The following is a 25,746-nucleotide window of genomic DNA, read 5'->3' as shown; positions in this document are numbered from 1 at the left end:
TTTATGACCTCTGCCTAACATTAACCATAAATGCAGTTATACAGTTTACTATTAGATGTTTTAAAATACACCGCAGCCGGTATCGGCGTGATATACATAGCCTTTTATTTGTTTAAACCCTACCTGGATAAAGGCCAGAACCTACAGGCGCTCGAACTTAAAAAGGCCATTAGCGGCCAAACACTCCCGCTGCGTTTACAGGCGTATGAGCGCCTGGTTTTGTTTATAGACAGGATAAACCCGGCTAACCTGCTTGTGCGCTTAAATGGCAATAGCTACAGCGCTGCCGAATTGCATAGTATCATATTAAACGAGATCCGTACCGAGTATCAGCATAATGTTACCCAGCAAATTTACGTAAGCGCACAGGCCTGGGCCGTTGTAAAGCGCACTAAAGAAGATACCCTGAACCTGGTTAATAACGCCGTGAAGGCCATGCCCGAAAATGCTACCGGGCTTGATTTTGGCAGGGTGCTGCTAACCCATTTAAGTAAGCTGGAAGATGACCCGTATGAAATTGCAACCAGCCTGGTACGTAAAGATCTGGAACATATATTTTAAGCATCATGGCCGAAAAAAAATTCACCACCATTTCGGGGATCGAACTGAAGGAGGTTTATACCCAGCCATCGGGCATGAATGAATTACCCGGCCAGTTCCCTTATACCCGCGGCATTCAAAAGGATATGTACCGCGGCAAACCGTGGACCATGCGCCAGTATGCCGGTTTTTCTACCGCCGAAGAAAGCAACAAACGTTATCATTATTTATTAAGCCAGGGCACTATGGGCCTCTCGGTAGCGTTTGACCTGCCCACCCAGATAGGGTACGACAGCGACCACGAGCTATCTGAAGGTGAAGTAGGCAAAGTTGGCGTAGCCATAGATTCTTTAAAGGATATAGAGATACTGTTTGCAGGCATTGAATTGAAGGATATTACCACCAGCATGACTATTAATGCCACGGCATCCATCCTGCTGGCCATGTACATTGCTTTAGCCAAAAAACAGGGGGCCGATCTGAAACAGATCTCGGGCACTATACAAAACGATATATTAAAGGAGTACGCAGCAAGGGGCACCTATATTTACCCGCCGGGCCCGTCTATGCGCCTCATTACCGATATTTTTGAGTACTGCAGTAAGGAAGTGCCCAAGTGGAACACCATCTCTATCTCGGGCTACCACATCCGCGAAGCTGGTTCAACCGCGGTGCAGGAACTGGCTTTTACTTTGGCCAACGGCAAAACCTATTTAAAGGCTGCCTTAGAAAAAGGGCTGGATATCAATGTATTTGCCAAGCGCCTTTCCTTCTTTTTCAATTGCCATAATAATTTTTTTGAAGAGATAGCTAAATTCCGTGCGGCGCGCCGCATGTGGGCACATATCACCCAAAATTTGGGCGCCACAGATGCCGGCGCGCAAAAGCTGCGTTTCCATACCCAAACCGGGGGCTCTACCTTAACGGCGCAGCAACCCATGAACAATGTGGTGCGCGTAAGTATGCAAGCCCTGGCTGCCGTACTTGGCGGCACACAATCGCTGCATACCAATGGATACGATGAGGCCTTATCTTTACCAACCGAAGCCGCAGCTAAAATAGCCCTGCGCACTCAGCAGATCATTGCTTTTGAAAGCGGCGTTACCGATACGGTAGACCCTTTGGCAGGCTCATACTTTATAGAAGCTTTAACCGATGAGCTGGAAACCGCCGCGCAGATATATATAGATAAGATAGACGCCATGGGCGGATCCGTAAAAGCTATTGAGCAGGATTATATACAACAGGAAATAGCCGCTGCTGCTTACCAATATCAAAACGATATCGAGAGCGGCGACCAGATACTGGTAGGCGTTAACAAATTTACACAGGCCGAAGAGGTGAACCCACCCGTGTTTAGGGTAGATGATGCCATCCGCAGGCAACAAATGGATAAACTTATCCGTTTAAAAGAAGAGCGCGACAACATACAGGTTGAAAAAGCACTGGCAAATTTAACATCAGCTGCCCGTAGCAAAGATAACCTGATGCCCTATATTTTAACTGCAGTGGAGTGTTATGCAACACTTGGCGAAATAGCCGATACACTACGGGATGTGTTTGGAGAGTATTAAAAAAAAATTCTTAATTAAGGAATTTTAGAAACACCTGCTAATAAATTAATCCACAATTCTTCACAAAACGGTGTTGTAACTTTTAAAAGCGCCATACGGTAAAACTGATGCATAAAAGTGGCTTCTGCATGCGAAATATAGTGTTAATAACTTTAATATTTGCAATAAAAAGGCGTAATTTTTATAAATATATTTCATGAAATATGTTTTTTAATCCGCTTTTTTTTAGAATATTCGATGTTCCGAAACGGCCGAAAAATTGACCGTCTGGGAGACTGGAAATCAAGATATTACTGAATAACAATATGGAAAAAACTTGTACTAACGTTTGGAATAGCTGCCTTCAGATCATAAAAGACAACATACCGGCACAAAGCTTTAAAACCTGGTTCGAACCAATCAAAGCTTTGCGTATGGAGGGTAGCGTTTTAACGATACAGGTACCAAGTTTATTCTTTTACGAGTGGCTGGAAGAGCATTATGTGGGCTTGCTGCGCAAAACAATAAAAAAGCAATTGGGCGACGAAGGCCGCCTGGAATATAACATTGTTGTTGAGCAATCGTCAAGCAAACCATATACTACTAACATGCCCTCGAATGGGAATGGTGCTGAATCTAAAAATCAGTCTATGCCAATACCTATTTCTATTAATAAGGACATTAAGAACCCGTTTGTAATACCGGGCCTTAAAAAGCTGAATGTAGACCCGCAGCTAAACCGCAACTATACCTTCGAGAATTTTGTTGAAGGCGATTGCAACCGTTTGGCGCGTTCTGCAGGTTATGCTGTTGCAGCCAAACCGGGCGGCACATCATTTAACCCTTTAATGATATATGGTGGCGTAGGCCTGGGTAAAACCCACCTGGCACAAGCCATTGGTAACGAGATAAAACGCACCCTGCCCGATAAACTGGTACTGTATGTAAGCTGCGAAAAATTCACGCAGCAATTTGTTGATGCATTGAAGCACAATAACATAAATGATTTTGTGAACTTTTACCAGGCAATAGATGTACTGATCATGGATGATGTACACAACTTTGCCGGTAAAGAAAAAACGCAGGATTTCTTTTTTCACATTTTTAACCACCTGCATCAAAGCGGCAAACAACTGATCATCACCTCAGATAAAGCGCCCAAGGATCTGGCCGGTTTAGAAGAGCGTTTGTTATCGCGTTTTAAATGGGGCCTTTCTGCAGATCTGCAGATCCCTGATCTGGAAACCCGCATGGCCATCCTTAAAAATAAGATCTACCAGGATGGTATCGAATTATCAAACGATGTGGTAGAGTACGTTGCCCACAATATTGATAATAACGTGCGCGAACTGGAAGGCGCCATGGTATCCTTATTGGCGCAATCAACCCTTAACCGTAAAGAGATTGACCTGAACCTGGCGAAGCAAATGCTGAAGAATTTTGTGAAAAATTCGGCCAAGGAAATCTCGATGGAATACATCCAGAGCCTGGTTTGCGAGTACTTTGAAGTGCCGATAGAAATGGTAAAATCACAAACCCGCAAACGCGAAATTGTACAGGCCCGCCAAATATCTATGTACCTGGCTAAGGCACACACCAAAAGCTCATTAAAATCAATCGGCCACTTCTTTGGCGGTCGTGATCACTCTACTGTTATCTACGCCTGCCAAACGGTAGAAGATTTAATAGATACCGATAAAAAATTTAAAGGCTACGTAGCCGATATCCAAAAGAAACTCAAAATGTCGTAAATGACGTATTAAATAAGAGAAAGCCTTGCAGCAATGCAGGGCTTTTTTGGTTAATTATGAATTTTGTAGATCCCGGATTCGTTATCCTCCAGGAATTATTGATACGATCTTCAAATTTTAAAAGCAAAGCTGCAACTTCTGCCGTTGCAACATTACCGGTACGCAGCCAGATGATTTTGGGTTGATAGAAATATATGTTTTGAAGATCTGGAAAGTCTTCATCAAAAGTTAAAATGGCAAATTAGTTTGCTTTGGCAAATTTCCATATCATCTTATCGCTTAATCTAAAGTCTGTCTTAATTTCATTTAGAAGGCAGAATATCCCACTGAGGTATGAATTTTTTTTTAAACGCCAGGAAATATTTTCATCAGCAATTAAACGCATTGCTATGCACTTTTGTAATGCGTTCTTTATTGGCAGCATAGGCAAGGCAAGCCAAAATTCGGGTTTCATTCAACTGGGGATAGTCGGTAACTATATTTTGATGCGTTATACCTGATGCCAGCCATTGCAAAACGTCATAAACAGTAATTCGTGTACCCATGATCACAGGTTTTCCAAAACGGATGTTCGGGTCAACTTCAATATATTTTCAGTAATCTATTTGCATGATATACAAACTTATATAAAAAACTTTTATTTAAATTGCCTTCACCAAACAGCCTCATTATGAAAAAACTATTCCTTGCTGCCCTGCTGATAGCGCTATCAGCCCCCGCCTTTTGCCAAACAGATAAAGAAGATATTAAAAAAACAATTACAACCATGTTTGATGCGATGCGTAAAGGCGATAGTTCCCTGCTTAGATCTGTATTTGCGGAGGGCATTGTTTTCCAAAGTGCAGGTGCCAAAAAAGACGGAAGCATGGTGCTTGAGAACGAAAAACCCGATGGTTTTATAAAAGCCGTAGGCACGCCGCACAAGGAAATTTGGGACGAGCGCATTACCTGGGGCGACATTAAAATTGACGGCCCGCTGGCCAGCGCCTGGACACCTTATAAGTTTTACCTGGGCAGCAAATTCAGCCATTGCGGAGTTGATTTTTATCAGCTGATGAAAACCAAATCCGGCTGGAAGATCATTTATATTGTAGATACCAGGCGTACGGATAATTGCCCCGGGTAGTTAGCTTTTCCAAACGTTATTTACATGAATGGCTGCTACAGAAATTTTTGTTGTAGGCGTAAAATAATGTTTAAAAGCAGGTGGCTTTTTAGATGCACATCATTATTTAACAAAGCCGGCGGTGATCTTTGCCGATAACAAACATAGCGGGATCCCGCCGCCCGGATGTACACTGCCGCCGCAAAAGTATAATCCCGCCGCTTTTGATGATCTGTTGGCATGCCTTAAAAAGGCTGCAAACTGGCTGTTAGAACTGGTACCGTAAATAGAACCTTTGTATGATGACGTTTTATTTTCGATACCCCGCGGGTCAAGAATGCTTTCGGTAGTAATTAGTTTACCTATATCTTGATGGAGTAAGCGGGATAGTTTATTCATAATGTGATTACGCGCAGTAGCGATGAGCTGGTCCCAATCCTGCCCGTTGTTAGCCGGTACATTGATCATTACAAACCAGTTCTCGCAGCCTTCGGGGGCATCATCTGTTTTATATTTCGAACTGATGTTGAGGTAAACGGTTGGGTCGTGGTAAATGTCCTGCTGGTTCCAGATGTGGTCGAACTCTGTTTGGTAATCAGCACTAAAAAAAATATTATGCAGATCAAGCTCCGGAAATTGCTTGTTGATGCCCCAGTAAAATATCAATGCCGAACTGCTGCGCTCCTGGCTTAGTATTTTCTTAGGATGTAGTTTTGGATGTTTACTCAGCAAGCGGTTGTAAGTGAACCATACGTCCATGTTTGATACCACCACATCAGCCAAAATATCTTCACCTTTTGCACGGATGCCTTTAGCTACGCTGTTGATGACCACTATTTCGTCAACCTTATAATTGTACTTGAATTGTACCCCTAACTCTTCTGCCAGCTTTACCAGGCTTTGCGTTATACTGTACATGCCGCCATCCGGGAAGTAAGCTCCAAAGTGATGCTCCAGATGCGGGATAACATTTAGGGTAGCAGGTGCCTGGTATGGATCAGAGCCGTTATAGGTCGAATAACGGTCGAAAAATTGTACTATACGGGCGTCTTTAAATCCTGATAAGTTGGCTTTATGCATGGTCCTGAACGGGTCTATCTGCGGGAATCTGAGTATCGACCGTATGGTATCCCATCTCAAAAAGGTTTTTAAGCGATGTAAGGATCTTTCTAAAAAAACGTGATTCGTAATATCGTAAATGTCGCGGCTATTAGCTAAGTGCCTAATAATGGCAGCGGCGGGTTCCTGCGTTTTATCTTCAATTTCTTTTGCAAATTGCTTAGTATCAGCATAAGCGCTCAGGCGGGTGCCGTCCTCGTAAAAGTATTTGCAAACTACATCAAGCTTTTGGTAACCAAAGTAGTCGGCCGCATTTTTACCGGCCAGCTTAAAAAGCTCATCTACATATTGCGGCATGGTAAACAGGCTTGGCCCGGCATCAAAGCGGTAACCGTTCTGCTCAAATTGGGATAGCTTGCCACCCGGGTAGCTGTTAGCCTCATAAACTTCAACTGTGTATCCCTTAACTGCCAAGCGGATAGCCGCCGCGATCCCTGCTATACCAGCACCAATAATTACAGCTTTTTGTTGAGGCATGGGGTAAAGATAAAAAGAAACCCTAACCCCCTGAAGGGGAATGAAATTTAATATCGAACACCCAATATCGAACATCGAATGATAAAGTTTAAAACTTCAATATTCGAAATTTAATATTTAGTGTTCAATATTATCCTTAATCACTTTACTATGATTTGCAGCGGATTACGCATGTATTCCCTCGCTAATTTCCTCTATGGTTTTTTTATTGAAGGCTTCCAGATCGGCGGGGGTACGGCTGGTAACCAGGCCATTGTCGGTAACTACCGCTTCATCAACCCAATCGGCACCGGCGTTCTTCAGGTCGGTTTGCAGCGATGGATATGAGGTAAGCCTGCGGCCTTGCAGCATCCCGGTCTCTATCAGTAACTGGGGGCCGTGGCAGATAGCGGCAAGCGGCTTACCTTCATCCAAAAATGCAGAGGTAAATGCAATGGCATCTTTATTCTGGCGCAACTTATCGGGGTTTAAAACACCACCAGGCAATACCAGCGCATCATAATCATCCGGATTGGCATCGCTCAGATTTTTATCTACATCAATTTCAATTCCCCATTTATCTTTATCCCATGCTTTAATTTTGCCACTTTTTGGCGAAATAATGTGCACGGTAGCGCCCGCAGCCTCCAGCGCTTCTTTAGGGCTGGTTAATTCAACCTGCTCAAATCCTTCTTCGGTTAGTATTGCTATTTTTTTATTACTTAAATCAGCCATAATGGTAGTTTTTATATTTTTTGTATATTAACTACAGGTGGTTTAAATTATAGTTTTAAGAAAATTGAGATTGGCGAATAATTTGATTTAAAAAAATAGAGATAATCTTCCGATCATCCCTATTAAATATATACAGAGCAACTAAGCTCTTATTAAAAGCCTCTAATCTCTAAACAGCAACTGCCTGTCCAATTAAGTTTTTAGCAGCTAAATACTCTGCAATTTGTACAGCGTTGGTAGCCGCACCTTTACGCAGGTTGTCAGATACTATCCAGCAGTTAAGGGTGTTATCCTGTGTTTCGTCGCGGCGAAGGCGGCCTATAAATACATCGTCCTTATCGTGTGCATCAAGCGGCATTGGGTATTTTAAGTTGGCAACATCATCAACCACCACAATACCCGGCGAGTTGGCTAATAATTCGCGCACTTCGCTCAGGTCAAAATCATGCAAAAACTCAATGTTTACAGATTCGGAATGGCCACCCATAACCGGGATACGCACAGTGGTTGCCGTAACCTTAATACTGTCATCGCCCATTATCTTTTTGGTTTCCAGTATCATTTTCATCTCCTCTTTGGTGTAACCATTCTCGGTGAATACATCAATTTGGGGGATCACGTTCAGGTCGATGGTATAAGGATAAACCTTTGGCCCGTCGATGCCTTTACGCTCGTTAAATAACTGGTCAACCGCTTTAACGCCGGTACCGGTCACCGATTGGTAGGTAGATACCACTACGCGTTTAATTTTATATTTATCGTGCAGGGGCTTTAAGGCCACTACCATTTGTATGGTTGAGCAATTGGGGTTAGCAATGATCTTGTCTTCGGCTGTCAATACATCTGCATTAACTTCTGGCACAACCAGTTTTTTGGTAGGGTCCATGCGCCAGGCGGATGAATTATCAATAACGGTAATGCCGGCTGCCGCAAAAAGTGGTGCCTGCTCTAAAGAAGTACTGCCGCCTGCGCTAAAAATAGCAACATCGGGCTTCTGTTTAATCGCATCCTCAACAGAAACCACCTTAAACGGCTTACCCTTAAAAGTAATTTCTTTACCAATACTTTTAGCGGAGGCTACGGGGATCAACTCTGTAACGGGGAAGTTGCGTTCTGCAAGAACCTGCAACACTTTAGTGCCTACCAAACCTGTGGCACCAACAACTGCGATTTTCATTTTCTGAATAAAATTATTTGTGTATGTTAATTAAACTCCAAATATGCGATTTTTTTTGCGGAATGACTACCATTTTAGTATGATAAATTGTTTGGTTCTAAGTCCATCTGCACCGGAATTTTTTGAATTAAGAATTTATATCCTGGTAAAAAAATGTAAGATTAGGGTTTGATACTATAATTCCTTCAAATTCAGGTTCAGACAAAAATTCGCGATTACGCCCAAATTTTTACCTTTGTACCCAAACCTGGGATTGCATGAGCGAAAAGATTTTAGTGATTGGCGCCAATGGACAAATTGGTACCGAACTGGTAACAGCTTTACGGAAAATACATGGAGCCGAAAATGTTATAGCATCTGATATTAACAGCCCTAACTATGCTATCCGCAACAGTGGGCCATTTGAATTTGCGAACGTACTTGATAAAGACAACCTGCATCATTTATTTGATAAGCACCGACCTACACAAGTATATCTGCTTGCGGCCATATTATCTGCTGTAGGCGAACAAAAGCCTAAAGTGGCCTGGGATTTGAATATGACCGGCCTGTTACATGTGCTTGATTTTGCTGTTGAATTTAAAACCTCAAAAATTTTCTGGCCAAGCTCTATAGCCGTATTCGGGCCACATTCGCCTCAGTACGATACGCCGCAATATTGTGTGATGGATCCAAACACAGTATATGGTTTTAGTAAGCTGGCCGGCGAGCGCTGGTGCGAATATTACCATACTAAATATGGCGTGGATGTACGCAGCTTACGTTACCCCGGCCTGATAGGCTGGCGGGCAAATCCCGGTGGTGGTACAACAGATTATGCCGTGCATATTTTTCATGAAGCATTAAAGCATGGTAAATACCAGGGTTTCCTGTCGGCACAAACAGCTTTGCCCATGATGTATATGGAAGATGCTATCCGTGCTACCATTAATTTAATGGATGCGCCGGTTGAGAACCTGAGTATCCGGTCGAGTTATAACCTGGCGGGCATCAGTTTTACGCCGGAGCAGCTTGCCGCAGAGATTAAAAAGCATATACCTGATTTTGAAATGAGCTATGCGGATAACGATCCGCGCCAGGCAATCGCGGATAGCTGGCCAAAATCAATAGACGATACACAGGCCCAGCAGGACTGGGGCTGGCAATTAGATTACGATCTGGCGAAGATCACCGGGGATATGCTAACTAATTTAAAAAATGTAATTTAGAGCCCCTAACCCCTGAAGGGGGAATAAGTAGGCTGATGGTATAACATAAAAAAAATAATTCCCGGCTCCCCCTTTAAGGGGCTGGGGGGCTAATATGGGAAGAGCATTTGAATTCCGTAAAGAAAGAAAGTTTAAGCGCTGGGCCAAAATGGCGGTGCAGTTTACCCGTTTAGGTAAGGAGATTGTAATGGCTGTTAAAGCCGGCGGGGGCGACCCTACAACCAACTCGCGCCTGCGCACGGCTATCCAAAACTCAAAAGCAGTTAATATGCCTAAGGATAGGGTAGAAGCTGCCATAAAACGTGCAACCAGCCGCGACGAGAAGGATTACGAAGAAATTGTATATGAAGGGTACGCACAACACGGCGTGGCTATACTGGTAGAAACTGCTACCGATAACCTCAATCGTACCGTTGCTAATGTACGCAGCTATTTTACCAAATATGGTGGTACACTGGGCAAAACCGGCTCGCTGGATTTTATCTTCAGCCGTAAATCGGTATTTACCTTTGACCCGGGCGACCGCGACCTGGAAGAACTGGAATTTGAACTGATAGATGCCGGTTTAGAAGACCTGTTTGTAGAGGCCGACGAAGAAGGGAACGATGTTGCTGTATTGCACACCGCATATGAAGATTTTGGCAAGATGCAGAAGATGCTGGAAGAATTGGGTATAGAAACCAAATCGGCTAAGCTGGAGCGGATTGCACAATCTACCACATCGGTAAGCGAAGAGCAGGCTGTAGACGTTTTCAAGATCATCGATCGCTTAGAGGAAGATGACGACGTGCAGGCCGTTTACCATAATATGGCGGAGTAAGGCGATTTTTGATTTTTGACTGATTGAAGTATCCGGTTTCGATTTTTGACTTTTGAATTTTCACTTTTGACTTAATATTATGCCTCTATTCTCGTCAAACAAACAGGAAAAAAAAGTTAAAATAACCTTTGCCAATGGTTTACTTTTTGTGGAAAAACCTGATGGCAAGCAACAGGCATTCCCGCTGGAATGGTTCCCTAAGCTAATGAATGCTACGGATGAAGAGCGCGATGACTGGAAACAAACAGCAACCGGCATCCACTTTAATGCGTTGGATGTGGATGTAGCTTTGTAGGAGATCACTATAGGAGATTTGAGTATAGAGATATGAGATTTGAGAAAAATAGGCTTCGGTCTCACGTCTCATATCTCATATCTCACATCTAAACATAACATGACTTTTGAAGAGTTTTTTAATAAAAAGCGGATAGACCTGGTTGCCTTAAAGGCAGCAGAGCCGGGCCTGTATGCCGAATTTGAAAAACACTTTGCCCAAATGGGCGAAAAAAGTTTCGATCATACCAAAAAGTATTGGTTTAATAAATTAAGGTTGCTGTATCACTTGGCGCCCGGGTTAAAACCCGAAAAAATGCGCCAGGAAAATCAGCTGGCCGAGCAAACTATAGTTGAAACGTTAACCGAAGCTATTCCTGCACCAACAACCGGTTTTAAGCCAAGGTTTAAACCGGGTATGTTAAGCAAACCCGCATCAGCAACCAGTGATGTACAGAAGCCGGCGCCCGAACACAGTGCTACAGCTACACCCGAAGTTAATGAGGCTGCTACTATAAAAGACCAAGACCCACCGTTTGAGCAGGCGAAGGAAGCCATGCAGGATGCGGCTGATGCAACGCCACGTACAACAGATACGGTGGAAGCAAAAACAGAACCATTGGCGGCCAAGCCCGGCTTTAAGACACGGTTTAATATGAAAATGACTAAAGGCGACGCCCCGCAAACCAAGGAGTTTGAAAAAGAGCCAAAGCCCGAAAGTGAAACACAAGTGCCCGAATCAGCAGGGAAACCTGATGTGCCTAAACCCGGCTTTAAGCCACGGTTTAATATGAAAACAATGGCGCCAAAGGCAATTGAAGCAGAAGATACAGAACCCGAAACCAAGCCTGCCACCGAAACTATTGAACCCGCTGCAGAGCCTGAAAAGACCGCACCTAAGCCTGCTGGCTTTAAACCTCGTTTTAATATGAAAACGATGGCCCCAAAAGCAGCAGATAGTATTGCAGAAAACACAGAAGATAAGGAACACCCGGTAAAAGAAAAACCGGAGGATATAACAGCAGCTAAACCGCCCGAAGAAGCACCTGCATCGCCCAAAATTGGTTTTAAACCAAGGTTTAATGCCAAAGCCACCAAAGCCCAACCACCCGAAGCACCTGAAGAATAATTTAATATGGAAACCGAAGAACTTTTTAACAAAAACAGGGGAGAAGAGCAGCCGCCAAAGAAAGAAAGCCCGCTGGTTAGTTTAGAGCGCGACCTTAAATTTTTTAACGAGTCTATCCATGAGGTAGCTATTGAAATTATGGTTGAAGGCCTGTCATCACATCCAATTTTTGTAGCCCACCAGCACAAACTTAAGTTGGGTGAACTGATACTGGACAGGAACGAACTGAATACCGAATGGAGCATCCATGCATCAACCATCGAGGAATTTACAGAGCGTGGTATCATTAAAGCAGAATTGAAAGAGCGCTTTCTATCTACCTACAAAAACCCTAACGATTTTATGTGCCTGTTTGTGGTAGTGCCCGAGGGGGCTAATTTTGTATATTATCCTTACGTAAAAAGTTAAGAACCGTTGAAACGTTCTTTTATATTTACATTTTGAAATTCTGGCTTAACTTTATAATATTTCAACTTTTACAATATACCAACTCGTTACCATGTCTGATAAAAAGATCCTGATACTAAACAGCCAGCAAATACAGCAAAAGATAGATCGTATCGCTTACCAGATCCTGGAGGATAACTTTGATGAAACGGAGATCCTGATCGCAGGGATACTGCCGCGTGGTAACCATGTAGCCGAACGCTTAAAAACTATTTTAGATAAAATAGCACCCTTTAAAAGTCGCTTGCTTACCATCGAACTGGATAAGCAAAGCAGCCAGCTGCATGCTAAAACAAATTTTGATGTGCAGGAATGCAGCGATAAGGTTATTGTGTTGGTAGATGATGTACTGAATAGCGGCAAAACTTTGGCTTATGGCTTTGGTATATTTTTGGATGTGCCCTTAAAAAAACTACGCACCGTTGTACTGGTAGACCGTAACCATAAAAACTTCCCGGTAACTACAGATTATGCCGGTGTGGCGCTGTCAACCGTTATTAAAGAACATGTAGATGTGGTAATTGACGTTGAGGGCGAAGAAGATGCAGTTTATTTGAGGTAGAGAATTTCCTAACTAAGTACTAATCTAAAACTTCTATCAACTTCTCTACACTCATATCTATCCCGTTCACTATATGGGTTGCCTTTAAATAAAACCCTTCACGTTCGGCTAATTTTTGTTCGATGAATTTAACCAGTTCATTGCCTTTTTTGTCCTGTAATACGGGGCGCTGCGTTTTGGCATTTTCTAAACGGTTACCCAGTGCCTTGGGCGATAACTGGATATAAAGCGTTTGGCCATGGCTGTTCATCCAATCTATATTGTCAAAAAAACAGGGCAGGCCGCCGCCGGTTGATATAATGGTATTTTCCGGATAATCAGTCGTTTTTAAGATCTCCGATTCCAGTTTGCGAAATGCTTCTTCGCCGTACGATGTGAAATATTCGGCTATGGTTAAGCCTGCTTGGGCTTCAAGCGCATGGTCCAGGTCAATAAATTCGTAATCCAAACCTGCAGCCAGTTTGCGCCCCCACGAGGTTTTGCCGCAGCCCATAAATCCTACTAAAAATATCAGGCCCATTATTGCTTGCTCAGGTAGTTTTTAACAATATCCTCGTACTTAGGCATGTTATGAAAATGCCATTTATTAATTACTATGCCATTCTTTAACAAAATAATGCCGGGGTTAGAGCGTACCATCGTTTTTAACGGAACACCGTCGGCATAAAATAATTCGCTGATCAGCTTGTGGGCTTTAGCAAACTTTTGTGCATTATCCGGCGCGTTAGAGGTTAGGAAGATGGTGCGTGTATTGTAGTTTTGAGTAAGATTAATAGCTAAAGCGTTGATGCGATTAACCGCCTCTGCATTAGTATCTTCTAAATTCCAGGCGACGATAACTAAGCTATAAAACGGACTGCTTAATAATTCTTCGTTATAATTATTACCCTGCGCATCCTGGATGTTCAGATCGCGGATTTTAGGTTCAAAGCCTTTCTTAACCAGGCGGCTTTCGGGGTTGCCCTTTACTTCCCATTTGGTGTCTTTCCAAATGCCCGATTTGATGTATTCCTTGTCAGACATGGTTTTGCTTTCCTTCGTCTTTTTATTTTTTAGGATGTAGGTAACCTCAAACTCATCAGGTACGGCACCCGGCGGGGTTTTCATTTCCTGAAGGATGTTTGCTCCAACTTTATACGGCAGAAAATCTACCACAGGTAAAAAGTTGTAAGTGTAAAGGCCAAAACCAATAGAAATAATAGTAGCACCGATCAGTAATTTATCGCTGGTTTTAGCATTGGTTAATGGTTTAATGCTTTTACGGTTAACAAACAGCACCATCACCAAAAGCAATAGTGCCATATCTTTGGAAAAAGATTGCCACGGGGTAAGCGGTATGGCATCACCAAAGCATCCGCAGGTTTGCACCACTTTAAAGTAGGCCGAGTAAAAGGTAAGAAAACCAAAGAAAATGATCAATAACAACAAGCCCCACACTACCTTTATAGCGCGTGCACCAACCAGCAAGGTAAAGCCCAGGATCATTTCTAAAGCGCATAGCAGCACAGACATGCTCAAAGCAAGGCCATTAAGCCAGGTAATATGGAATACCTCAAAATACTCTTCCAGCTTGTAAGAAAAACCAAGCGGATCGTTGGCTTTTATCAATCCCGAAAAGATGAACAATAAGCCAACGGTTATTCTGCAAAACCAAACTGATCCGTTCTTCATTATTGTACCCCTAATTTTATCAGTGCAAACACCGCATAGTTAAGCATATCCTGGTAATTGGCTTTTACACCTTCTGATGCCAGGGTTTGGCCTTTGTTATCTTCTATCTGTTTTACACGCAGTAGTTTCATCAGTATCAGATCAGTCAATGAGCTGATGCGCATATCGCGCCAGGCCTCGCCATAGTCATGGTTTTTGGCAAACATCAGTTCTTTGGTTTCGGTTACCTTGCCATCAAATATCATTTCCACTTCGGCAGGGTCAAGCTCGGCAGGGGTTTCCGGGCCGCAATCCAGCTGCATCATAGCAATAACGCAATAGTTTACAATACCGATGTATTCGCCGGTAATATCATCCCCCACTTTTGATACCTGCTTTTCTTCGAGCGTACGGATGCGCTGGGCTTTAATAAAAATCTGATCGGTGATAGATTCCAGCCTTAGTATGCGCCATGCCGTGCCATAGTCGCGCGTTTTTTTGATAAAAAGCCCTTTGCAAATTTTTATTACTGCTTCGTATTCTGCTGTTGTATTGCTCAAGATATTGTAATGTTTAAATGTTTTAAGGTTGGAATGTTCATGTTATGAGATAGAAAGATTTTATAAAGTGATTTAACTTTACAACTTTGTAACCTTTCAACATTGCAACAACCATAACGTGGCTAAAGATACATTTTTTCAGAAAAAAGTAACCCTGAATGCGGGTGGTAAATTAACAGACCTATCGGCCCCCAGGGTGATGGGCATCATCAATATCACGCCCGATTCTTTTTATGCCGAAAGCCGCAAAACCGGCGTAAATGTATTGCAGCAGGCCGGTAAAATGCTGGCAGATGGTGCTGCTTTTTTAGATCTTGGAGCTTACTCCTCGCGCCCGGGGGCAGCAGATATTGCTGAACAGGAAGAAATGGACAGGCTGTTGCCTGCTGTTGAGGCTATTGCAAAAGCATATCCGGATGCCCTAATTTCTGTAGATACTTTTCGCTCGGGGGTTGCCGAAGCGGCTATAAAAGCCGGTGCCCATATTATAAATGATATTAGCGGTGGTATGCTGGATGAAGCGATGTTTGCCACCGTTGCACGTTTGCAAGTGCCCTATATTTTAATGCATATGAAAGGTACACCGCAAACTATGCAGCAACTGGCTGCTTATGAGGATGTATTTGCCGAAGTGTACGATTATTTTGTACAGAAGATCTATCAGCTTAAACAATTGGGCGTGCATGATATCATCCTTGATCCCGGTTTTGGTTTTGCCAAAAGGCCCGAACATAGCTATGCGCTGATGAACAGGATGCAGGAATTTCATCGCCTGCAATTGCCGGTGCTAGCCGGTGTTTCCCGCAAAAAAATGATTTACGGGCTTTTAAACGCCAGCGCGCAGGAGGCCCTAAACGGTACCACTGCGCTAAACACCATTGCCCTGATGAAAGGCGCAGGCATTTTGCGTGTGCATGATGTAAAGGAGGCAGTTGAAGCAGTGAAAATATACGAGGCCGTTACTTCTTAATCCTGATATATTGATAAGTTGGCCCATCTGCTGCCGAACTGCCTAATAACATGGTGTCTGCTTTAAAGCTGATAGCATCCGAATAATCGGGGTTAGTGAAGGTAATGGTACCAAACCTGTAGCCATTATTTTCATCAATAAATTTTATACTGAATTTACCCTCAGTTACAACTTTATTGGTATCCGTTTTAGCATACCTGCTGTTTAATATGAATTCATACCTGTCTCTTTTTTCGGTGGGGACTACCATGCCCGGGCCAAAGCCTCCGGTAATTTTTGTCAGTTCCCAGGTGCCATTAACAGAGGGGATGTCTGATCTGTCTTTTTTGCATGATGTAAGAGAAATAACCAGCACCATTATCAGTAAAGCTTTTTTCATTTTTAATAAATTGGATACAGCTATTACGAGAACCTGTACCCAGATGCTACAGGAGTGTGGTTATGAAATAATTAAGATGATGTAAATTAATTCCCCACAAACGCTGTCATTTTTAAAATGGCATCCACATATTCTCGGTTGTTGGCCAGGCGGGGTACTTTATGCTGACCGCCAATTTTGCCTTTTTCTTTCATCCAGTTAAAAAAGGTGTTTTGCGCCATTACTTTTACCTGCGGGCGGCGCAAGGCCATATCTTTAAAGCGTTTTGCATCGTAATCGGAGTTTACACGGCGCAGGGTTTCATCCAGCAGGTCTATAAATCGTTCAAATTCGGTTGGGTGCTTTTCAAATTCTATCAGCCATTCGTGGGCGCCGCATTGGTTATCGCTAAAATAAACGGGGGCGGCCGTATAATCACGGATGATGGCGCCTGTTTGTGCGCAGGCCTCGGCAAGTGCGCGTTCGGCATTATCTATAATAAGTTCCTCGCCAAAAGCATTGATAAAATGTTTGGTACGGCCGGTTATCTGGATGCGGTAAGGTACCAACGAGGTGAACCTAACCGTGTCACCTATCATATAGCGCCAAAGGCCTGCATTGGTGCTGATGATGAGTGCGTAATTTTTGTTCAGTTCTACCTCATCTAAGGTTAATGTTTTTGGGTTATCCTTATGAAGATGCTCAATAGGTAGAAACTCATAGAAGATGCCGTAATCAAGCATTAATAGTAAATCGCCGGGTTCTTCCAAATCCTGTATGCCAAAAAAACCTTCGGATGCGTTGTAGGTTTCCAGGTAATACATATCATCGTTCGGAATCAGCTTTTTAAACTGTTCGCGGTATGGGGTAAAGTTTACGGCGCCATGAAAGTAGAGCTCCAGGTTCGGCCACACTTCCAGCAGGTTTTTTTTGCCGGTGATCTCCAGGATGCGTTTAAACAGCAGAATATTCCAGGTAGGCACGCCGCTGATGCTGGTTACATTAACATCTTTGGTGGCATGGGCCATCTTTTCTATCTTTTCTTCAAAGTTTTCCAGCAGGGCAATATCTAAATGGGGGGTGCGGTAAAACTCTGCCCAAAGAGGCAGGTTTTTCATGATCACGGCAGACAGGTCGCCAAAAAAGGTATCAGAATTAAGCTGGCCTATCTGGTGGCTACCGCCCAGTGTTAAACTTTTACCGGTAAATATGCGTGCGTTGGGGCGGTTGTTAAAGTAAAGGGTAAGCATATCCTTGCCACCTTTAAAATGGCATTCCTCTAATGATTCTTCGCTTACGGGGATAAACTTGCTCCTGTCGCTGGTGGTGCCTGATGATTTGGCAAACCAACGGATCTCTGACGGCCACAATACATTTTGCTCGCCTTTCAGCATCCGCTCGATGTAGGGTTTTAGCGTGTCGTAATTTTGGATAGGCACCCGCTCTTTAAACTGGGCAAGGTTTTCGATGCTTTTATAACCATACTGCTTGCCCCATTCGGTGTTTTCGGCACCGGCAATCAGTTGTTCAAACCACTCCTCCTGCACCTCGTTGGGATATTTCATAAAAAGCTCTATCTGGTGGATACGCTTTTTCATGAACCAGGTAAATACAGAGTTAAGAATGGTCATAATTTAGTTGGTAGTTTATCGATCATAGTTCATAGCAGGAGTTGAGCGGCTATGAAGCATCAACTATGATGTATGAATACTTATTAAATATGTAATTACTGCGGAAATGTTTTTCTTTTCAGCACAAAGTTGGCCCCAAGGTAAACCTTACGTACCATTTCGTTAGCAGCCAATACTTCGGGTACGCCCGATTCCAGTATCTTGCCTTCAAAAAGCAGGTAAGCGCGGTCGGTGATCGACAAGGTTTCCTGCACGTTATGGTCCGTTATCAGGATACCGATGTTACGATGCCTTAATTTAGCTACCATGGCCTGGATCTCTTCCACGGCTATCGGGTCAACCCCGGCAAAGGGTTCATCCAGCAGGATAAAATTTGGTTCGGCAGCAAGGGCGCGGGCAATCTCTGTACGTCGGCGCTCACCACCGGATAGCAGGTCGCCACGATTTTTGCGTACTTTGTGTAAACTAAATTCATCTATCAATTCTTCGAGTTTATCCCTTTGCTTGTCCTTGCTCATTTTACCCATTTCCAGCACGGCTTTAATGTTATCTTCTACAGATAGCTTACGGAAAACCGATGCCTCCTGCGCCAAATAGCCAATACCCTTTTGGGCGCGGCGGTACATGGGGTCGGTTGTGATATCTTCATCATCTAAAAATATTTTGCCTTCGTTGGGTTTAATTAAACCTACTATCATGTAAAATGAGGTGGTTTTACCCGCGCCATTCGGCCCAAGCAAACCCACAATTTCGCCCTGCGCCACATTAAATGTTACATCGTTCACTACGGTGCGCTGCTTATATTTTTTTACTAAATTCTCTGCTCTGAGTATCATTAATTCAAAATTCAAAAGTTAAAATTCAAAATGTCTGCAGTCTAAGCTTATCGCTTTTTTGACTTTTTAATTTTGACTTTTTATTTAGATTCTAATTGCTTTTATATTTAATTGTATAGTACGCTGCTCGCGCCATACGTTTTCTTCAATCGTGTAACAAATATCAAAAGGTACGCCCGGTTTTAATTGTGGCAGCAATTCGCCCTGGTTAAAGGCAATACTGCTAAAAGCTGCCGAGCCCTGCTGCATTACAAACATTTTAAGGTGTGTACTGCCTACCAAACCCGCATTACCGCTAACATACACATTTTTGGTAAGGAATACCGGCGCCATGTTCTCCGGGCCGAAGGGCGCAAACTGGTTCATGATCCTGAAAAACTTTGAGTTGATATCTGTTAATTTAATTTCAGCATCAATGCTTACCTGCTGAATTAATAATTCATCAGGGATGGTCGAGCTTACAACCTCCTCAAATTTTTGCATAAAGGCCGGTACATTCTCCGGATGCATGGTTAAACCGGCAGCATACTTATGCCCTCCAAACTGAATCAGCAGGTCGCTGCAACCGCATAATGCCTCATATAGATCGTACCCCAAAACAGAGCGCGCAGAACCTGCGACGTGCCCGTTTGAGCGGGTAAGTACTACGGTAGGCCGGTAATACTTTTCGGTCAGGCGCGATGCTACAATGCCAATAACGCCTTTATGCCAGTCCTCATTAAACACCACGGTAGATTTGCGGGCTATCAGCACCTTATCATTATCAATTATACTGAGAGCCTGTTCGGTAATTTGCAGGTCGTGCCCTTTGCGCTCAGTATTGCGGATGTTGATCATGTCGCCCTTTTCTTTGGCGGCATCTTCATGGCAGGCTATCAACAGTTCAACAGCGTGTTTGGCATCATCTATCCGGCCGGCGGCATTAATGCGCGGGCCTAATAAAAATACCACATCACTTATGGTGTAGGTGCTGCCCCTGCCGGCTACTTCCATCAAAGTTTTTACACCGATGCAAGGGTTCTCGTTTATCTTTTGTAAGCCTAAATGGGCCAGTACGCGGTTTTCGCCGGTAATGTGTACAATATCGCAAGCTATGCTGATGGCTACCAGGTCCAGGTATTCGGCAACATCTTCAAACGGCAGGTTGTGTTTTTCGGCCCAGGCCTGGATCAGCTTAAAACCGATACCCGCACCGGAAAGTTCTTTATACGGATAACCGCAATCTGCACGTTTAGGGTCCAGCACGGCAACAGCCGCAGGCAGTTCTTCGCCGGGTAGGTGGTGGTCGCAAATAATAAAATCTACACCTAAGGTATTTGCATAGGCAATTTTATCTACCGATTTGATGCCGCAATCCAACGCAATGATCAGTCCGAAGCCATTGACTGCGGCGTAATCAATCCCCTGGGTAGAAATTCCGTACCCTTCTTTATATCTGTCGGGAATGTAGTATTCTATATTTTGATGCAGTTTTTTAAAGTAGCTGTAAACAATGGATACAGCCGTAGTGCCATCCACATCATAATCCCCGTAAACTAAAATCTTTTCGTTATCGGCTATGGCTTTTTCTATGCGATAGATGGCCTTTTCCATGTCCTGCATCAAAAAGGGATCGTGCAGGTGCAGGGCATTAGGGCGAAAGAAATATTTGGCCTCATCAAAGCTTTTAATGCCACGCTGTACCAGTAAGGTAGATAAAACAGGGTTGATGTTGAGCCCGTCAGCAAGTTCCTGTACTGTAATTGCATCTGCCGCTTTTTTTAACACCCAACGTTTAGTCATATAATATTCTATCGCTTAAAAAGAGTAAAGATAGTAATTCAGCCTGAACTCGAATTTTTCGTACGTAATTAGTTTTTTAAGGCACTCAACAGGGCTTCGCCGTTTTTTAGAATTAACGATTTTTTTGAAGTTACTATATCGGATGATCAATAATTCTATAAATTATTTAATGGTACTACAGACAATAAAGATTAATTAGGAAGCCGTGTAACGATATAGTATGTTTGTATAACATACTAAACGGTATTAAAATGTCTAAAGCTGCCAAAACCCGTACCATGATCCTGACCAAATCCTTCGAGCTTATTTATAAGCAGGGTTACCAGGCAACCAGTATAGATAATATTTTGGCTACAACAAAGGTTACCAAAGGCGCATTCTTTTATCATTTTAAAAATAAGGACCAGATGGGCCTGGCGATGATCAATGATATTATTTGCCCGGGCATGCACACTTCATTAGTGAAACCACTGCTGGATACAAATGACCCTGTTGTTGATATTTACGAAATGATGCGGATAGTTTTGCTGAAAGTGCCTTTTTTGCGGGCCAAATACGGTTGCCCGGTGGTGAATTTAATTGAAGAAATGTCGGCAATAAATGACGATTTTAAATCGGCTTTGCTTAGGTTTATTAAAGAGTGGCAGGAGGCTGTAAAAGGCAGTATTGAACAGGGTAAAGCCTTAAACAAGATCAATAAAGAAGTTAATGCGGGGCATGTTGCCTGCTTTGTAGTGGCTGGTTACAGTGGTGTGCGTAACATGGGTAAAGCAATGGGATCATCCTGTTACACGGTTTTTTTGCAGGAGTTTAAAAATTACCTGAAGCAGTTAGCCTGATGCAGCCGAATGATATGCAAATGTTAATTAGTTTCCTTTTAAGGTTTGATATTTACCGCCATTTGCCGGGTCGGCCAGAGAGAGGATGTTCATGGCCTGGATTCTGTCTTGCGGGGAAGCATTACTAAATATAGATACCAGTTCGGCATTTTTCGCCGTAAAAAATGCCAGCGGGAAATAAGACCCCAGTCGCTTACGGTCTACCTGGCTTAAAACAGGTAATATGCTGCTGATATATTTACGGGCTTTAGCAGGGTTATCTGCCATTATATCCAGCCCGTTACGGTGGTAATTGTAGATAAATTCGCGCAGGTTATTGTACAGTTTATTATTCAGGTTTTCTACCAGCCAGTAGCGGTTAACGTTATTATCAAAGGCTTTCCAGCCCTTAAACGAGGTGGTTTGCGCGTTGATAGAAATATTCTGGGCGTTTAAAAAATATTGGGTGCCACCGTATTTAGAGAACGAATCATAATCCATCCCCACAATAATGTATGCGTAAAAGGCCATTACCGCACTTAAATTATTTTGAAACAGCTGGTCGCTATAGTCAATGGTTTGGCCTTCGGTATAGGTAAAATCAAAGTCCTTATCATTAATGTTTAACAGTGTGGTGGTATAGGTGGCATTATATACCGGCCTTGACGATTGCACCTGCAGCTCGCCGCTAAAGTTGCTGCTGCCATCCCAGGCAGTTACATTAAGTACAAAGTTACAGTCTATACGTTCCTGCGGGGCAATATCGTCTGCGCTCCATTTGCGGCCGTTCAGAAAATCCTTCATAGCCGTTTCCAGCGTTTGCAGGGCACGCTTGTTGGTAAGCTGTAATTTAGGTGCTACAACTTTTACCCGCGCGTTAAGATCCTGGGCCTTTGCAACAGCATAGCAGGCAAAAAACAGCACGATAAAAGTTATAAATCTTTTCATTTTTTTAGCAGTTGGGTAAGCTTAACGCAAATGTCATGGGCCACTTCGGTCTTGTTTTTCAGGTCGTAAGTAGTTTTATTCAGGCTGCGGTCTATCAAAGTTACTTTATTTGTATCATTCTTAAAGCCTGCCCCCTCATCATTTAATGAATTTAATACAATCAGGTCAAGGTTTTTCTTTTGGAGTTTGTCAATCGCGTACTGCTCTTCGTTTTGGGTTTCCAGCGCAAACCCAACTAATACCTGATTTGCACGTTTTTGCTGGCCAAGGGTTTTTAAGATGTCGGTAGTTTTTTTTAGCTGAATGTTAAGCCCGTCATCGTGCTTTTTTATTTTTTGTGCCGATACGTGCGCCGGGGTATAATCGGCAACGGCGGCACACATTACGCAGGCATTTGCATCTGTAAAATGTTCCAGGCATTGCGTCAGCATATCGGCCGCGCTTACTACATCTATTCTTTTAATGCTATGGTATTTGCTTATCTGGGCCGTAGGGCCTGCAATTAAAGTAACATCTGCCCCAAGCGAAGCCAGTTCATCTGCCAGGGCAAAGCCCATTTTGCCGGATGAATGGTTGCCGATAAACCGTACCGGGTCTATCGCCTCATATGTTGGCCCGGCAGTAACCAGTATTTTTTGATCTGTCAGCGGCAATTTCTTTTTAATATCATCTGCCAGGAAGGTTATGATGTCCTCCGGCTCGGCCATGCGGCCTTCGCCGTGCAGGCCACTGGCCAGTTCGCCGCTGCCCGGTGGTATCATCACATTACCAAAGCCCTGCAGGCCGGCAATGTTTTGCTGCGTAGTATCGTGTTTCCACATATCCAGATCCATTGCCGGGGCAAAGTACACCGGGCACTTAGCCGACAGATAAACTGCGGTAAGCAGGTTATCAACCAAACCGTTTGCCATTTTGGCCATGGTGTTGGCGCTGGCTGGTGCTATGATCATGGCATCGGCCCAAAGCCCAAGTTCTACATGGTTGTTCCACTCGCCGGTTTTAGGCTCAAAGTAATTGGCATATACTGGGCGTTTAGATAAGGTAGATAACGTAAGCGGCGTAATAAAATTAGTGGCATCAGGCGTCATCACCACTTGTACCTGCGCACCCGCCTTAACCAGCAGCCTTACCAATGTAGCTGTTTTATAAGCCGCAATACTCCCGCAAACTCCTAATACTATTTTTTTACCTTCTAACATACTATTAAAGTAAAAAATAAAAAGTCAAAATTCAAAAGGAGGCGTACCTGCATCTTTGAATTTTGACTTTTAACTTTTGAACTGAGCGAAGTGCTTAAACTTCTCTTGCTTCTTTAGCCGGGTTACGGTAGTAAATTTTATTATCTAAAAACTCCTGTACGGCTACTAAGGTAGGTTTAGGCAGTTTTTCGTAATATTTAGAGATCTCTATCTGTTCGCGGTTCTCAAAAACCTCTTCCAGGTTATCGTTAGCCGATGCAAATTCAGAAAGCTTTTGGTGTAATTCTTCTTTTATGTTGTTTGAGATCTGATTTGCCCTTTTTGACATAATTACCAACGACTCATATATATTGTCGGTTTTCACATCCAGTTCACGCAGGTCACGGGTAACTGTACTGCTGGCTACAGCTGGCTTGTTAGTTGGGTTGTTAACGTTCATGTCTTTTATTTACTTATTATTAATATGGTATTTTCTGGTTATCTCTGTCTTTTATTGATGGCGGCTGGCCGGTGTTGGTTGTATCTTTTTTAGCAACCTTTTCGGCAACCTTAGGGTTAATTTCGGCCTCGGCTATAACCCTTTTAGCCCGCAAGATACCTTGCTGGCTTTCTTTTTTATAATCAGCAGCATCCTTTAAAAACTTACTGTTAGGATATTTCTCTGTAAACTGGTCGGCATAGGTCATGGCCTGCTCAAAACGTTCGGGCTGTTTTCTTTCAAAGCTAACTTTGGCGTATTGGTATTGGGCACGTATAGTTAAAAATTCAAGCTCTTCGGCATATTTAGTGTCCGGGTAATCGCGCAGGGTATTGTTAAACGCAATAACTGCCGACTGGTAATCGCCAATGGTTAAATATAATTTTGAATTGGCATAAGCTTTTTGTTCCAGCTTATCGCGCAGGTTTTGTATCAGCTTGCTTGCCTCGGTAACACGGTCACTTTTCGGGTAAAGGTTAATAAACAACTGTAACGACTCGATAGCCTTGGTGGTGTTCTCCTGATCTAACGAGTAAATGGGCGAATCCAGATAAAAGCAATAAGCAGCAATAAAGCGGCATTCCTCTGCCCTTGGGCTGGATGGATAAGTATCGGCAAAAGTTTTAAAATGGAACCTGGCCGAGGTATAATCTTTTAGCCTGTAATTGGTGTAAGCATAGTAATAAAACAAATCCTCAGCTTCGGCCCGCCCGCGGTAACGGGTAACCAGGTCTTCAAACAATCCTAAAGCCTTGGTATAATCTTTTTTATTATAAAACTTAACCGCCTCCTGGTATTTTTTGGCGTTATCGTTACTCGCCTTTAATTTTTCGTATTTGCTTTTACAACTGCCAAGCGTAACAATAAGCAATAACATTACGCCCGAAAATATGAGTAGTTGTTTTTTGAACATTTTGCAAAGATAGTTGAATATTATAAATCAGTCAATTATTTATTTAGTGGGCGAATATATAACCACAATTCCACACCTTATATATAAGGTATGTTTATTTAACATCTTTTAACGTTGCAAAATGTGGCTTGGTATATTGGTTGCCAGGCATTGCTACGCCTGTATTTAGTTTTGTGTATATAACTATATAGGCGTTCCGTTAGCCAACGGGCCGGGCTATCCGCTCATACTGCACTGGCCTTAGCCACTGGGCCGGTATCCGCTATCCCTAACGCAATTGTGTGTTTTGGCGAATTTTAAAACCATTTTTACAATAGATCATGTAAAAAGGTCTTTATACACAGTTTAGTCGCCTTTGTTTAAAACAAGCTTCATTTTTTCTGCTTCATTTACAGCGTGTTAAAAGTACACTATCAATAACTTTAACCAATCATTTGCATAAGTAAAATTTGTGCGTACCTTTGCAGCCCGCAAACGAAATAGCGGGGTGTTCATTAAAATATAACAATACAAGTTTTTAAAAATAAAGTTTGCAATTTAAACAAAGGTTTCTACCTTTGCAGCCCGCAAAAGCCGAAAGGTGGGAGTGGTAGTTAGATTGAAAAGGGGCTTTAAATTATTTAGAAATAAAGTTTGCAAAAACAAAAAAGGTTTCTACCTTTGCAATCCCAAAACGAGGGAGAAAAAGCCGGAAGCGGTTTAGAAAAAAACGTTAGCAGAACCAGGAG

Annotated in this window: 28 protein-coding genes; 12 read left to right on the top strand and 16 right to left on the bottom strand. The window is 43.0% G+C overall.

The window, feature by feature from the left end; all coding sequences use genetic code 11:
- Positions 1 to 30 precede the first annotated feature (30 nt).
- The 3 genes from E2R65_RS13630 to dnaA all read left to right on the top strand — a co-directional run bounded on the left by E2R65_RS13630 (position 31) and on the right by dnaA (position 3,844).
- Positions 31 to 561 (top strand): DUF7935 family protein, encoded by a 531-nt coding sequence (locus E2R65_RS13630; protein WP_134337038.1) that lies wholly within the window; start codon positions 31 to 33, stop codon positions 559 to 561.
- A gap of 5 nt (positions 562 to 566) precedes the next feature.
- Entirely contained in the window at positions 567 to 2,114 is a 1,548-nt protein-coding gene (locus E2R65_RS13625) for an acyl-CoA mutase large subunit family protein (protein ID WP_134337037.1), read from the top strand.
- Positions 2,115 to 2,419: 305 nt separating this feature from the next.
- Complete coding sequence (gene dnaA / locus E2R65_RS13620) at positions 2,420 to 3,844, top strand: chromosomal replication initiator protein DnaA (protein WP_121248810.1); 1,425 nt, start codon at positions 2,420 to 2,422, stop codon at positions 3,842 to 3,844.
- Here the strand turns inward: dnaA and E2R65_RS20020 are convergent.
- On the bottom strand, positions 3,831 to 4,079 hold the full coding sequence (locus E2R65_RS20020; protein WP_373867800.1) for a DUF5615 family PIN-like protein: 249 nt from the start codon (positions 4,077 to 4,079) through the stop codon (positions 3,831 to 3,833). The two genes, dnaA and E2R65_RS20020, sit on opposite strands and share 14 nt — an antisense overlap.
- Positions 4,080 to 4,212: 133 nt before the next feature.
- On the bottom strand, positions 4,213 to 4,431 hold the full coding sequence (locus tag E2R65_RS13615) for a DUF433 domain-containing protein (protein ID WP_262712269.1): 219 nt from the start codon (positions 4,429 to 4,431) through the stop codon (positions 4,213 to 4,215).
- Between the two features lie 83 nt (positions 4,432 to 4,514).
- On the opposite strand from E2R65_RS13615, the gene E2R65_RS13610 reads away from it, so the two are divergent.
- A complete protein-coding gene (locus E2R65_RS13610; RefSeq protein WP_134337036.1) occupies positions 4,515 to 4,970 on the top strand; it encodes a nuclear transport factor 2 family protein in 456 nt (151 codons plus the stop codon).
- A gap of 102 nt (positions 4,971 to 5,072) precedes the next feature.
- Here E2R65_RS13610 and crtD read toward each other — a convergent pair whose 3' ends face one another.
- The 3 genes from crtD to E2R65_RS13595 all read right to left on the bottom strand — a co-directional run bounded on the left by crtD (position 5,073) and on the right by E2R65_RS13595 (position 8,436).
- On the bottom strand, positions 5,073 to 6,545 hold the full coding sequence (gene crtD / locus E2R65_RS13605) for a 1-hydroxycarotenoid 3,4-desaturase CrtD (RefSeq protein WP_134337035.1): 1,473 nt from the start codon (positions 6,543 to 6,545) through the stop codon (positions 5,073 to 5,075).
- A 165-nt stretch (positions 6,546 to 6,710) separates the two neighbouring features.
- On the bottom strand, positions 6,711 to 7,259 hold the full coding sequence (locus E2R65_RS13600) for a type 1 glutamine amidotransferase domain-containing protein (protein WP_134337034.1): 549 nt from the start codon (positions 7,257 to 7,259) through the stop codon (positions 6,711 to 6,713).
- A gap of 169 nt (positions 7,260 to 7,428) precedes the next feature.
- Positions 7,429 to 8,436, bottom strand: coding sequence for an aspartate-semialdehyde dehydrogenase (locus tag E2R65_RS13595; RefSeq protein ID WP_134337033.1), 1,008 nt, complete (start codon positions 8,434 to 8,436; stop codon positions 7,429 to 7,431).
- 257 nt (positions 8,437 to 8,693) lie between these two features.
- Between E2R65_RS13595 and E2R65_RS13590 the strand changes: the two genes are divergently transcribed.
- The 6 genes from E2R65_RS13590 (at position 8,694) to E2R65_RS13565 (ending at position 12,875) form a co-directional block, all read left to right on the top strand.
- Positions 8,694 to 9,644, top strand: a complete 951-nt coding sequence (locus tag E2R65_RS13590; RefSeq protein ID WP_134337032.1) for an NAD-dependent epimerase/dehydratase family protein — start codon at positions 8,694 to 8,696, stop codon at positions 9,642 to 9,644.
- Positions 9,645 to 9,738: 94 nt separating this feature from the next.
- On the top strand, positions 9,739 to 10,464 hold the full coding sequence (locus tag E2R65_RS13585) for a YebC/PmpR family DNA-binding transcriptional regulator (RefSeq protein WP_134337031.1): 726 nt from the start codon (positions 9,739 to 9,741) through the stop codon (positions 10,462 to 10,464).
- Positions 10,465 to 10,543: 79 nt separating this feature from the next.
- A complete protein-coding gene (locus E2R65_RS13580) occupies positions 10,544 to 10,759 on the top strand; it encodes a DUF2442 domain-containing protein (RefSeq protein WP_134337030.1) in 216 nt (71 codons plus the stop codon).
- 99 nt (positions 10,760 to 10,858) lie between these two features.
- Positions 10,859 to 11,866: a hypothetical protein gene (locus E2R65_RS13575; protein ID WP_134337029.1), complete on the top strand. Its 1,008-nt coding sequence runs from the start codon at positions 10,859 to 10,861 to the stop codon at positions 11,864 to 11,866.
- A gap of 6 nt (positions 11,867 to 11,872) precedes the next feature.
- Complete coding sequence (locus tag E2R65_RS13570) at positions 11,873 to 12,274, top strand: hypothetical protein (RefSeq protein ID WP_134337028.1); 402 nt, start codon at positions 11,873 to 11,875, stop codon at positions 12,272 to 12,274.
- 91 nt (positions 12,275 to 12,365) lie between these two features.
- Positions 12,366 to 12,875 carry a phosphoribosyltransferase family protein gene (locus E2R65_RS13565; protein WP_134337027.1) on the top strand — a complete coding sequence of 170 codons (510 nt, stop codon included), beginning with the start codon at positions 12,366 to 12,368 and terminating at the stop codon, positions 12,873 to 12,875.
- Between the two features lie 19 nt (positions 12,876 to 12,894).
- On the opposite strand, the gene E2R65_RS13560 is transcribed toward E2R65_RS13565, so the two are convergent.
- The 3 genes from E2R65_RS13560 to E2R65_RS13550 are packed head-to-tail and all read right to left on the bottom strand — an operon-like array spanning position 12,895 to position 15,088.
- Positions 12,895 to 13,395, bottom strand: a complete 501-nt coding sequence (locus tag E2R65_RS13560) for a shikimate kinase (protein WP_134337026.1) — start codon at positions 13,393 to 13,395, stop codon at positions 12,895 to 12,897.
- On the bottom strand, positions 13,395 to 14,546 hold the full coding sequence (locus E2R65_RS13555) for a BT_3928 family protein (RefSeq protein WP_134337025.1): 1,152 nt from the start codon (positions 14,544 to 14,546) through the stop codon (positions 13,395 to 13,397). The genes E2R65_RS13560 and E2R65_RS13555 overlap by 1 nt, the downstream gene beginning before the upstream one ends.
- The gene (locus tag E2R65_RS13550) at positions 14,546 to 15,088 is read right to left on the bottom strand and encodes a DUF1599 domain-containing protein (RefSeq protein WP_134337024.1); all 543 of its coding nucleotides are present in this window, start codon (positions 15,086 to 15,088) and stop codon (positions 14,546 to 14,548) included. The genes E2R65_RS13555 and E2R65_RS13550 overlap by 1 nt, the downstream gene beginning before the upstream one ends.
- Positions 15,089 to 15,203: 115 nt before the next feature.
- Here E2R65_RS13550 and folP point away from each other — a divergent pair, with 115 nt between their 5' ends.
- The gene (folP, locus tag E2R65_RS13545; RefSeq protein WP_229704677.1) at positions 15,204 to 16,055 is read left to right on the top strand and encodes a dihydropteroate synthase; all 852 of its coding nucleotides are present in this window, start codon (positions 15,204 to 15,206) and stop codon (positions 16,053 to 16,055) included.
- Here the strand turns inward: folP and E2R65_RS13540 are convergent.
- The 4 genes from E2R65_RS13540 to recJ form a co-directional block, all read right to left on the bottom strand.
- A complete protein-coding gene (locus tag E2R65_RS13540) occupies positions 16,045 to 16,434 on the bottom strand; it encodes a hypothetical protein (RefSeq protein ID WP_134337023.1) in 390 nt (129 codons plus the stop codon). The two genes, folP and E2R65_RS13540, sit on opposite strands and share 11 nt — an antisense overlap.
- 86 nt (positions 16,435 to 16,520) lie before the next feature.
- A complete protein-coding gene (locus E2R65_RS13535; RefSeq protein ID WP_134337022.1) occupies positions 16,521 to 18,044 on the bottom strand; it encodes a GH3 auxin-responsive promoter family protein in 1,524 nt (507 codons plus the stop codon).
- Between the two features lie 95 nt (positions 18,045 to 18,139).
- Complete coding sequence (lptB, locus tag E2R65_RS13530) at positions 18,140 to 18,880, bottom strand: LPS export ABC transporter ATP-binding protein (RefSeq protein ID WP_134337021.1); 741 nt, start codon at positions 18,878 to 18,880, stop codon at positions 18,140 to 18,142.
- A gap of 84 nt (positions 18,881 to 18,964) precedes the next feature.
- Positions 18,965 to 20,662 carry a single-stranded-DNA-specific exonuclease RecJ gene (recJ, locus tag E2R65_RS13525; RefSeq protein ID WP_134337020.1) on the bottom strand — a complete coding sequence of 566 codons (1,698 nt, stop codon included), beginning with the start codon at positions 20,660 to 20,662 and terminating at the stop codon, positions 18,965 to 18,967.
- A gap of 251 nt (positions 20,663 to 20,913) precedes the next feature.
- Here recJ and E2R65_RS13520 point away from each other — a divergent pair, with 251 nt between their 5' ends.
- Positions 20,914 to 21,501 carry a TetR/AcrR family transcriptional regulator gene (locus E2R65_RS13520; protein WP_134337019.1) on the top strand — a complete coding sequence of 196 codons (588 nt, stop codon included), beginning with the start codon at positions 20,914 to 20,916 and terminating at the stop codon, positions 21,499 to 21,501.
- Between the two features lie 27 nt (positions 21,502 to 21,528).
- On the opposite strand, the gene porD is transcribed toward E2R65_RS13520, so the two are convergent.
- The 4 genes from porD to E2R65_RS13500 all read right to left on the bottom strand — a co-directional run bounded on the left by porD (position 21,529) and on the right by E2R65_RS13500 (position 25,018).
- Complete coding sequence (porD, locus tag E2R65_RS13515) at positions 21,529 to 22,428, bottom strand: type IX secretion system protein PorD (protein ID WP_134337018.1); 900 nt, start codon at positions 22,426 to 22,428, stop codon at positions 21,529 to 21,531.
- Complete coding sequence (gene coaBC / locus E2R65_RS13510; RefSeq protein WP_134337017.1) at positions 22,425 to 23,627, bottom strand: bifunctional phosphopantothenoylcysteine decarboxylase/phosphopantothenate--cysteine ligase CoaBC; 1,203 nt, start codon at positions 23,625 to 23,627, stop codon at positions 22,425 to 22,427. The genes porD and coaBC overlap by 4 nt, the downstream gene beginning before the upstream one ends.
- Positions 23,628 to 23,721: 94 nt before the next feature.
- On the bottom strand, positions 23,722 to 24,066 hold the full coding sequence (locus E2R65_RS13505; protein ID WP_121248887.1) for a DNA-directed RNA polymerase subunit omega: 345 nt from the start codon (positions 24,064 to 24,066) through the stop codon (positions 23,722 to 23,724).
- Positions 24,067 to 24,085: 19 nt separating this feature from the next.
- Positions 24,086 to 25,018 (bottom strand): outer membrane protein assembly factor BamD, encoded by a 933-nt coding sequence (locus tag E2R65_RS13500; protein WP_134337016.1) that lies wholly within the window; start codon positions 25,016 to 25,018, stop codon positions 24,086 to 24,088.
- Positions 25,019 to 25,746: the final 728 nt, after the last annotated feature.

The sequence above is a fragment of the Mucilaginibacter phyllosphaerae genome, from assembly GCF_004378255.1.
Classification (GTDB): domain Bacteria; phylum Bacteroidota; class Bacteroidia; order Sphingobacteriales; family Sphingobacteriaceae; genus Mucilaginibacter; species Mucilaginibacter phyllosphaerae.
Note: the sequence above shows the minus strand (reverse complement) of the source record. Positions and strands in the feature narration are given on the sequence as shown.

What these genes read in the sequence shown, in the direction of transcription:
- E2R65_RS13630 (WP_134337038.1), top strand. Translation starts at nt 31, where the DNA reads ATGCAGTTATACAGTTTACTATTAGATGTTTTAAAATACACCGCAGCC.
- E2R65_RS13625 (WP_134337037.1), top strand. Translation starts at nt 567, where the DNA reads ATGGCCGAAAAAAAATTCACCACCATTTCGGGGATCGAACTGAAGGAG.
- dnaA (WP_121248810.1), top strand. Translation starts at nt 2,420, where the DNA reads ATGGAAAAAACTTGTACTAACGTTTGGAATAGCTGCCTTCAGATCATA.
- E2R65_RS13610 (WP_134337036.1), top strand. Translation starts at nt 4,515, where the DNA reads ATGAAAAAACTATTCCTTGCTGCCCTGCTGATAGCGCTATCAGCCCCC.
- crtD (WP_134337035.1), bottom strand. Translation starts at nt 6,545, where the DNA reads ATGCCTCAACAAAAAGCTGTAATTATTGGTGCTGGTATAGCAGGGATC.
- E2R65_RS13600 (WP_134337034.1), bottom strand. Translation starts at nt 7,259, where the DNA reads ATGGCTGATTTAAGTAATAAAAAAATAGCAATACTAACCGAAGAAGGA.
- E2R65_RS13595 (WP_134337033.1), bottom strand. Translation starts at nt 8,436, where the DNA reads ATGAAAATCGCAGTTGTTGGTGCCACAGGTTTGGTAGGCACTAAAGTG.
- E2R65_RS13590 (WP_134337032.1), top strand. Translation starts at nt 8,694, where the DNA reads ATGAGCGAAAAGATTTTAGTGATTGGCGCCAATGGACAAATTGGTACC.
- E2R65_RS13585 (WP_134337031.1), top strand. Translation starts at nt 9,739, where the DNA reads ATGGGAAGAGCATTTGAATTCCGTAAAGAAAGAAAGTTTAAGCGCTGG.
- E2R65_RS13580 (WP_134337030.1), top strand. Translation starts at nt 10,544, where the DNA reads ATGCCTCTATTCTCGTCAAACAAACAGGAAAAAAAAGTTAAAATAACC.
- E2R65_RS13575 (WP_134337029.1), top strand. Translation starts at nt 10,859, where the DNA reads ATGACTTTTGAAGAGTTTTTTAATAAAAAGCGGATAGACCTGGTTGCC.
- E2R65_RS13570 (WP_134337028.1), top strand. Translation starts at nt 11,873, where the DNA reads ATGGAAACCGAAGAACTTTTTAACAAAAACAGGGGAGAAGAGCAGCCG.
- E2R65_RS13565 (WP_134337027.1), top strand. Translation starts at nt 12,366, where the DNA reads ATGTCTGATAAAAAGATCCTGATACTAAACAGCCAGCAAATACAGCAA.
- E2R65_RS13560 (WP_134337026.1), bottom strand. Translation starts at nt 13,395, where the DNA reads ATGGGCCTGATATTTTTAGTAGGATTTATGGGCTGCGGCAAAACCTCG.
- E2R65_RS13555 (WP_134337025.1), bottom strand. Translation starts at nt 14,546, where the DNA reads ATGAAGAACGGATCAGTTTGGTTTTGCAGAATAACCGTTGGCTTATTG.
- E2R65_RS13540 (WP_134337023.1), bottom strand. Translation starts at nt 16,434, where the DNA reads ATGAAAAAAGCTTTACTGATAATGGTGCTGGTTATTTCTCTTACATCA.
- E2R65_RS13535 (WP_134337022.1), bottom strand. Translation starts at nt 18,044, where the DNA reads ATGACCATTCTTAACTCTGTATTTACCTGGTTCATGAAAAAGCGTATC.
- lptB (WP_134337021.1), bottom strand. Translation starts at nt 18,880, where the DNA reads ATGATACTCAGAGCAGAGAATTTAGTAAAAAAATATAAGCAGCGCACC.
- recJ (WP_134337020.1), bottom strand. Translation starts at nt 20,662, where the DNA reads ATGACTAAACGTTGGGTGTTAAAAAAAGCGGCAGATGCAATTACAGTA.
- E2R65_RS13520 (WP_134337019.1), top strand. Translation starts at nt 20,914, where the DNA reads ATGTCTAAAGCTGCCAAAACCCGTACCATGATCCTGACCAAATCCTTC.
- porD (WP_134337018.1), bottom strand. Translation starts at nt 22,428, where the DNA reads ATGAAAAGATTTATAACTTTTATCGTGCTGTTTTTTGCCTGCTATGCT.
- coaBC (WP_134337017.1), bottom strand. Translation starts at nt 23,627, where the DNA reads ATGTTAGAAGGTAAAAAAATAGTATTAGGAGTTTGCGGGAGTATTGCG.
- E2R65_RS13505 (WP_121248887.1), bottom strand. Translation starts at nt 24,066, where the DNA reads ATGAACGTTAACAACCCAACTAACAAGCCAGCTGTAGCCAGCAGTACA.
- E2R65_RS13500 (WP_134337016.1), bottom strand. Translation starts at nt 25,018, where the DNA reads ATGTTCAAAAAACAACTACTCATATTTTCGGGCGTAATGTTATTGCTT.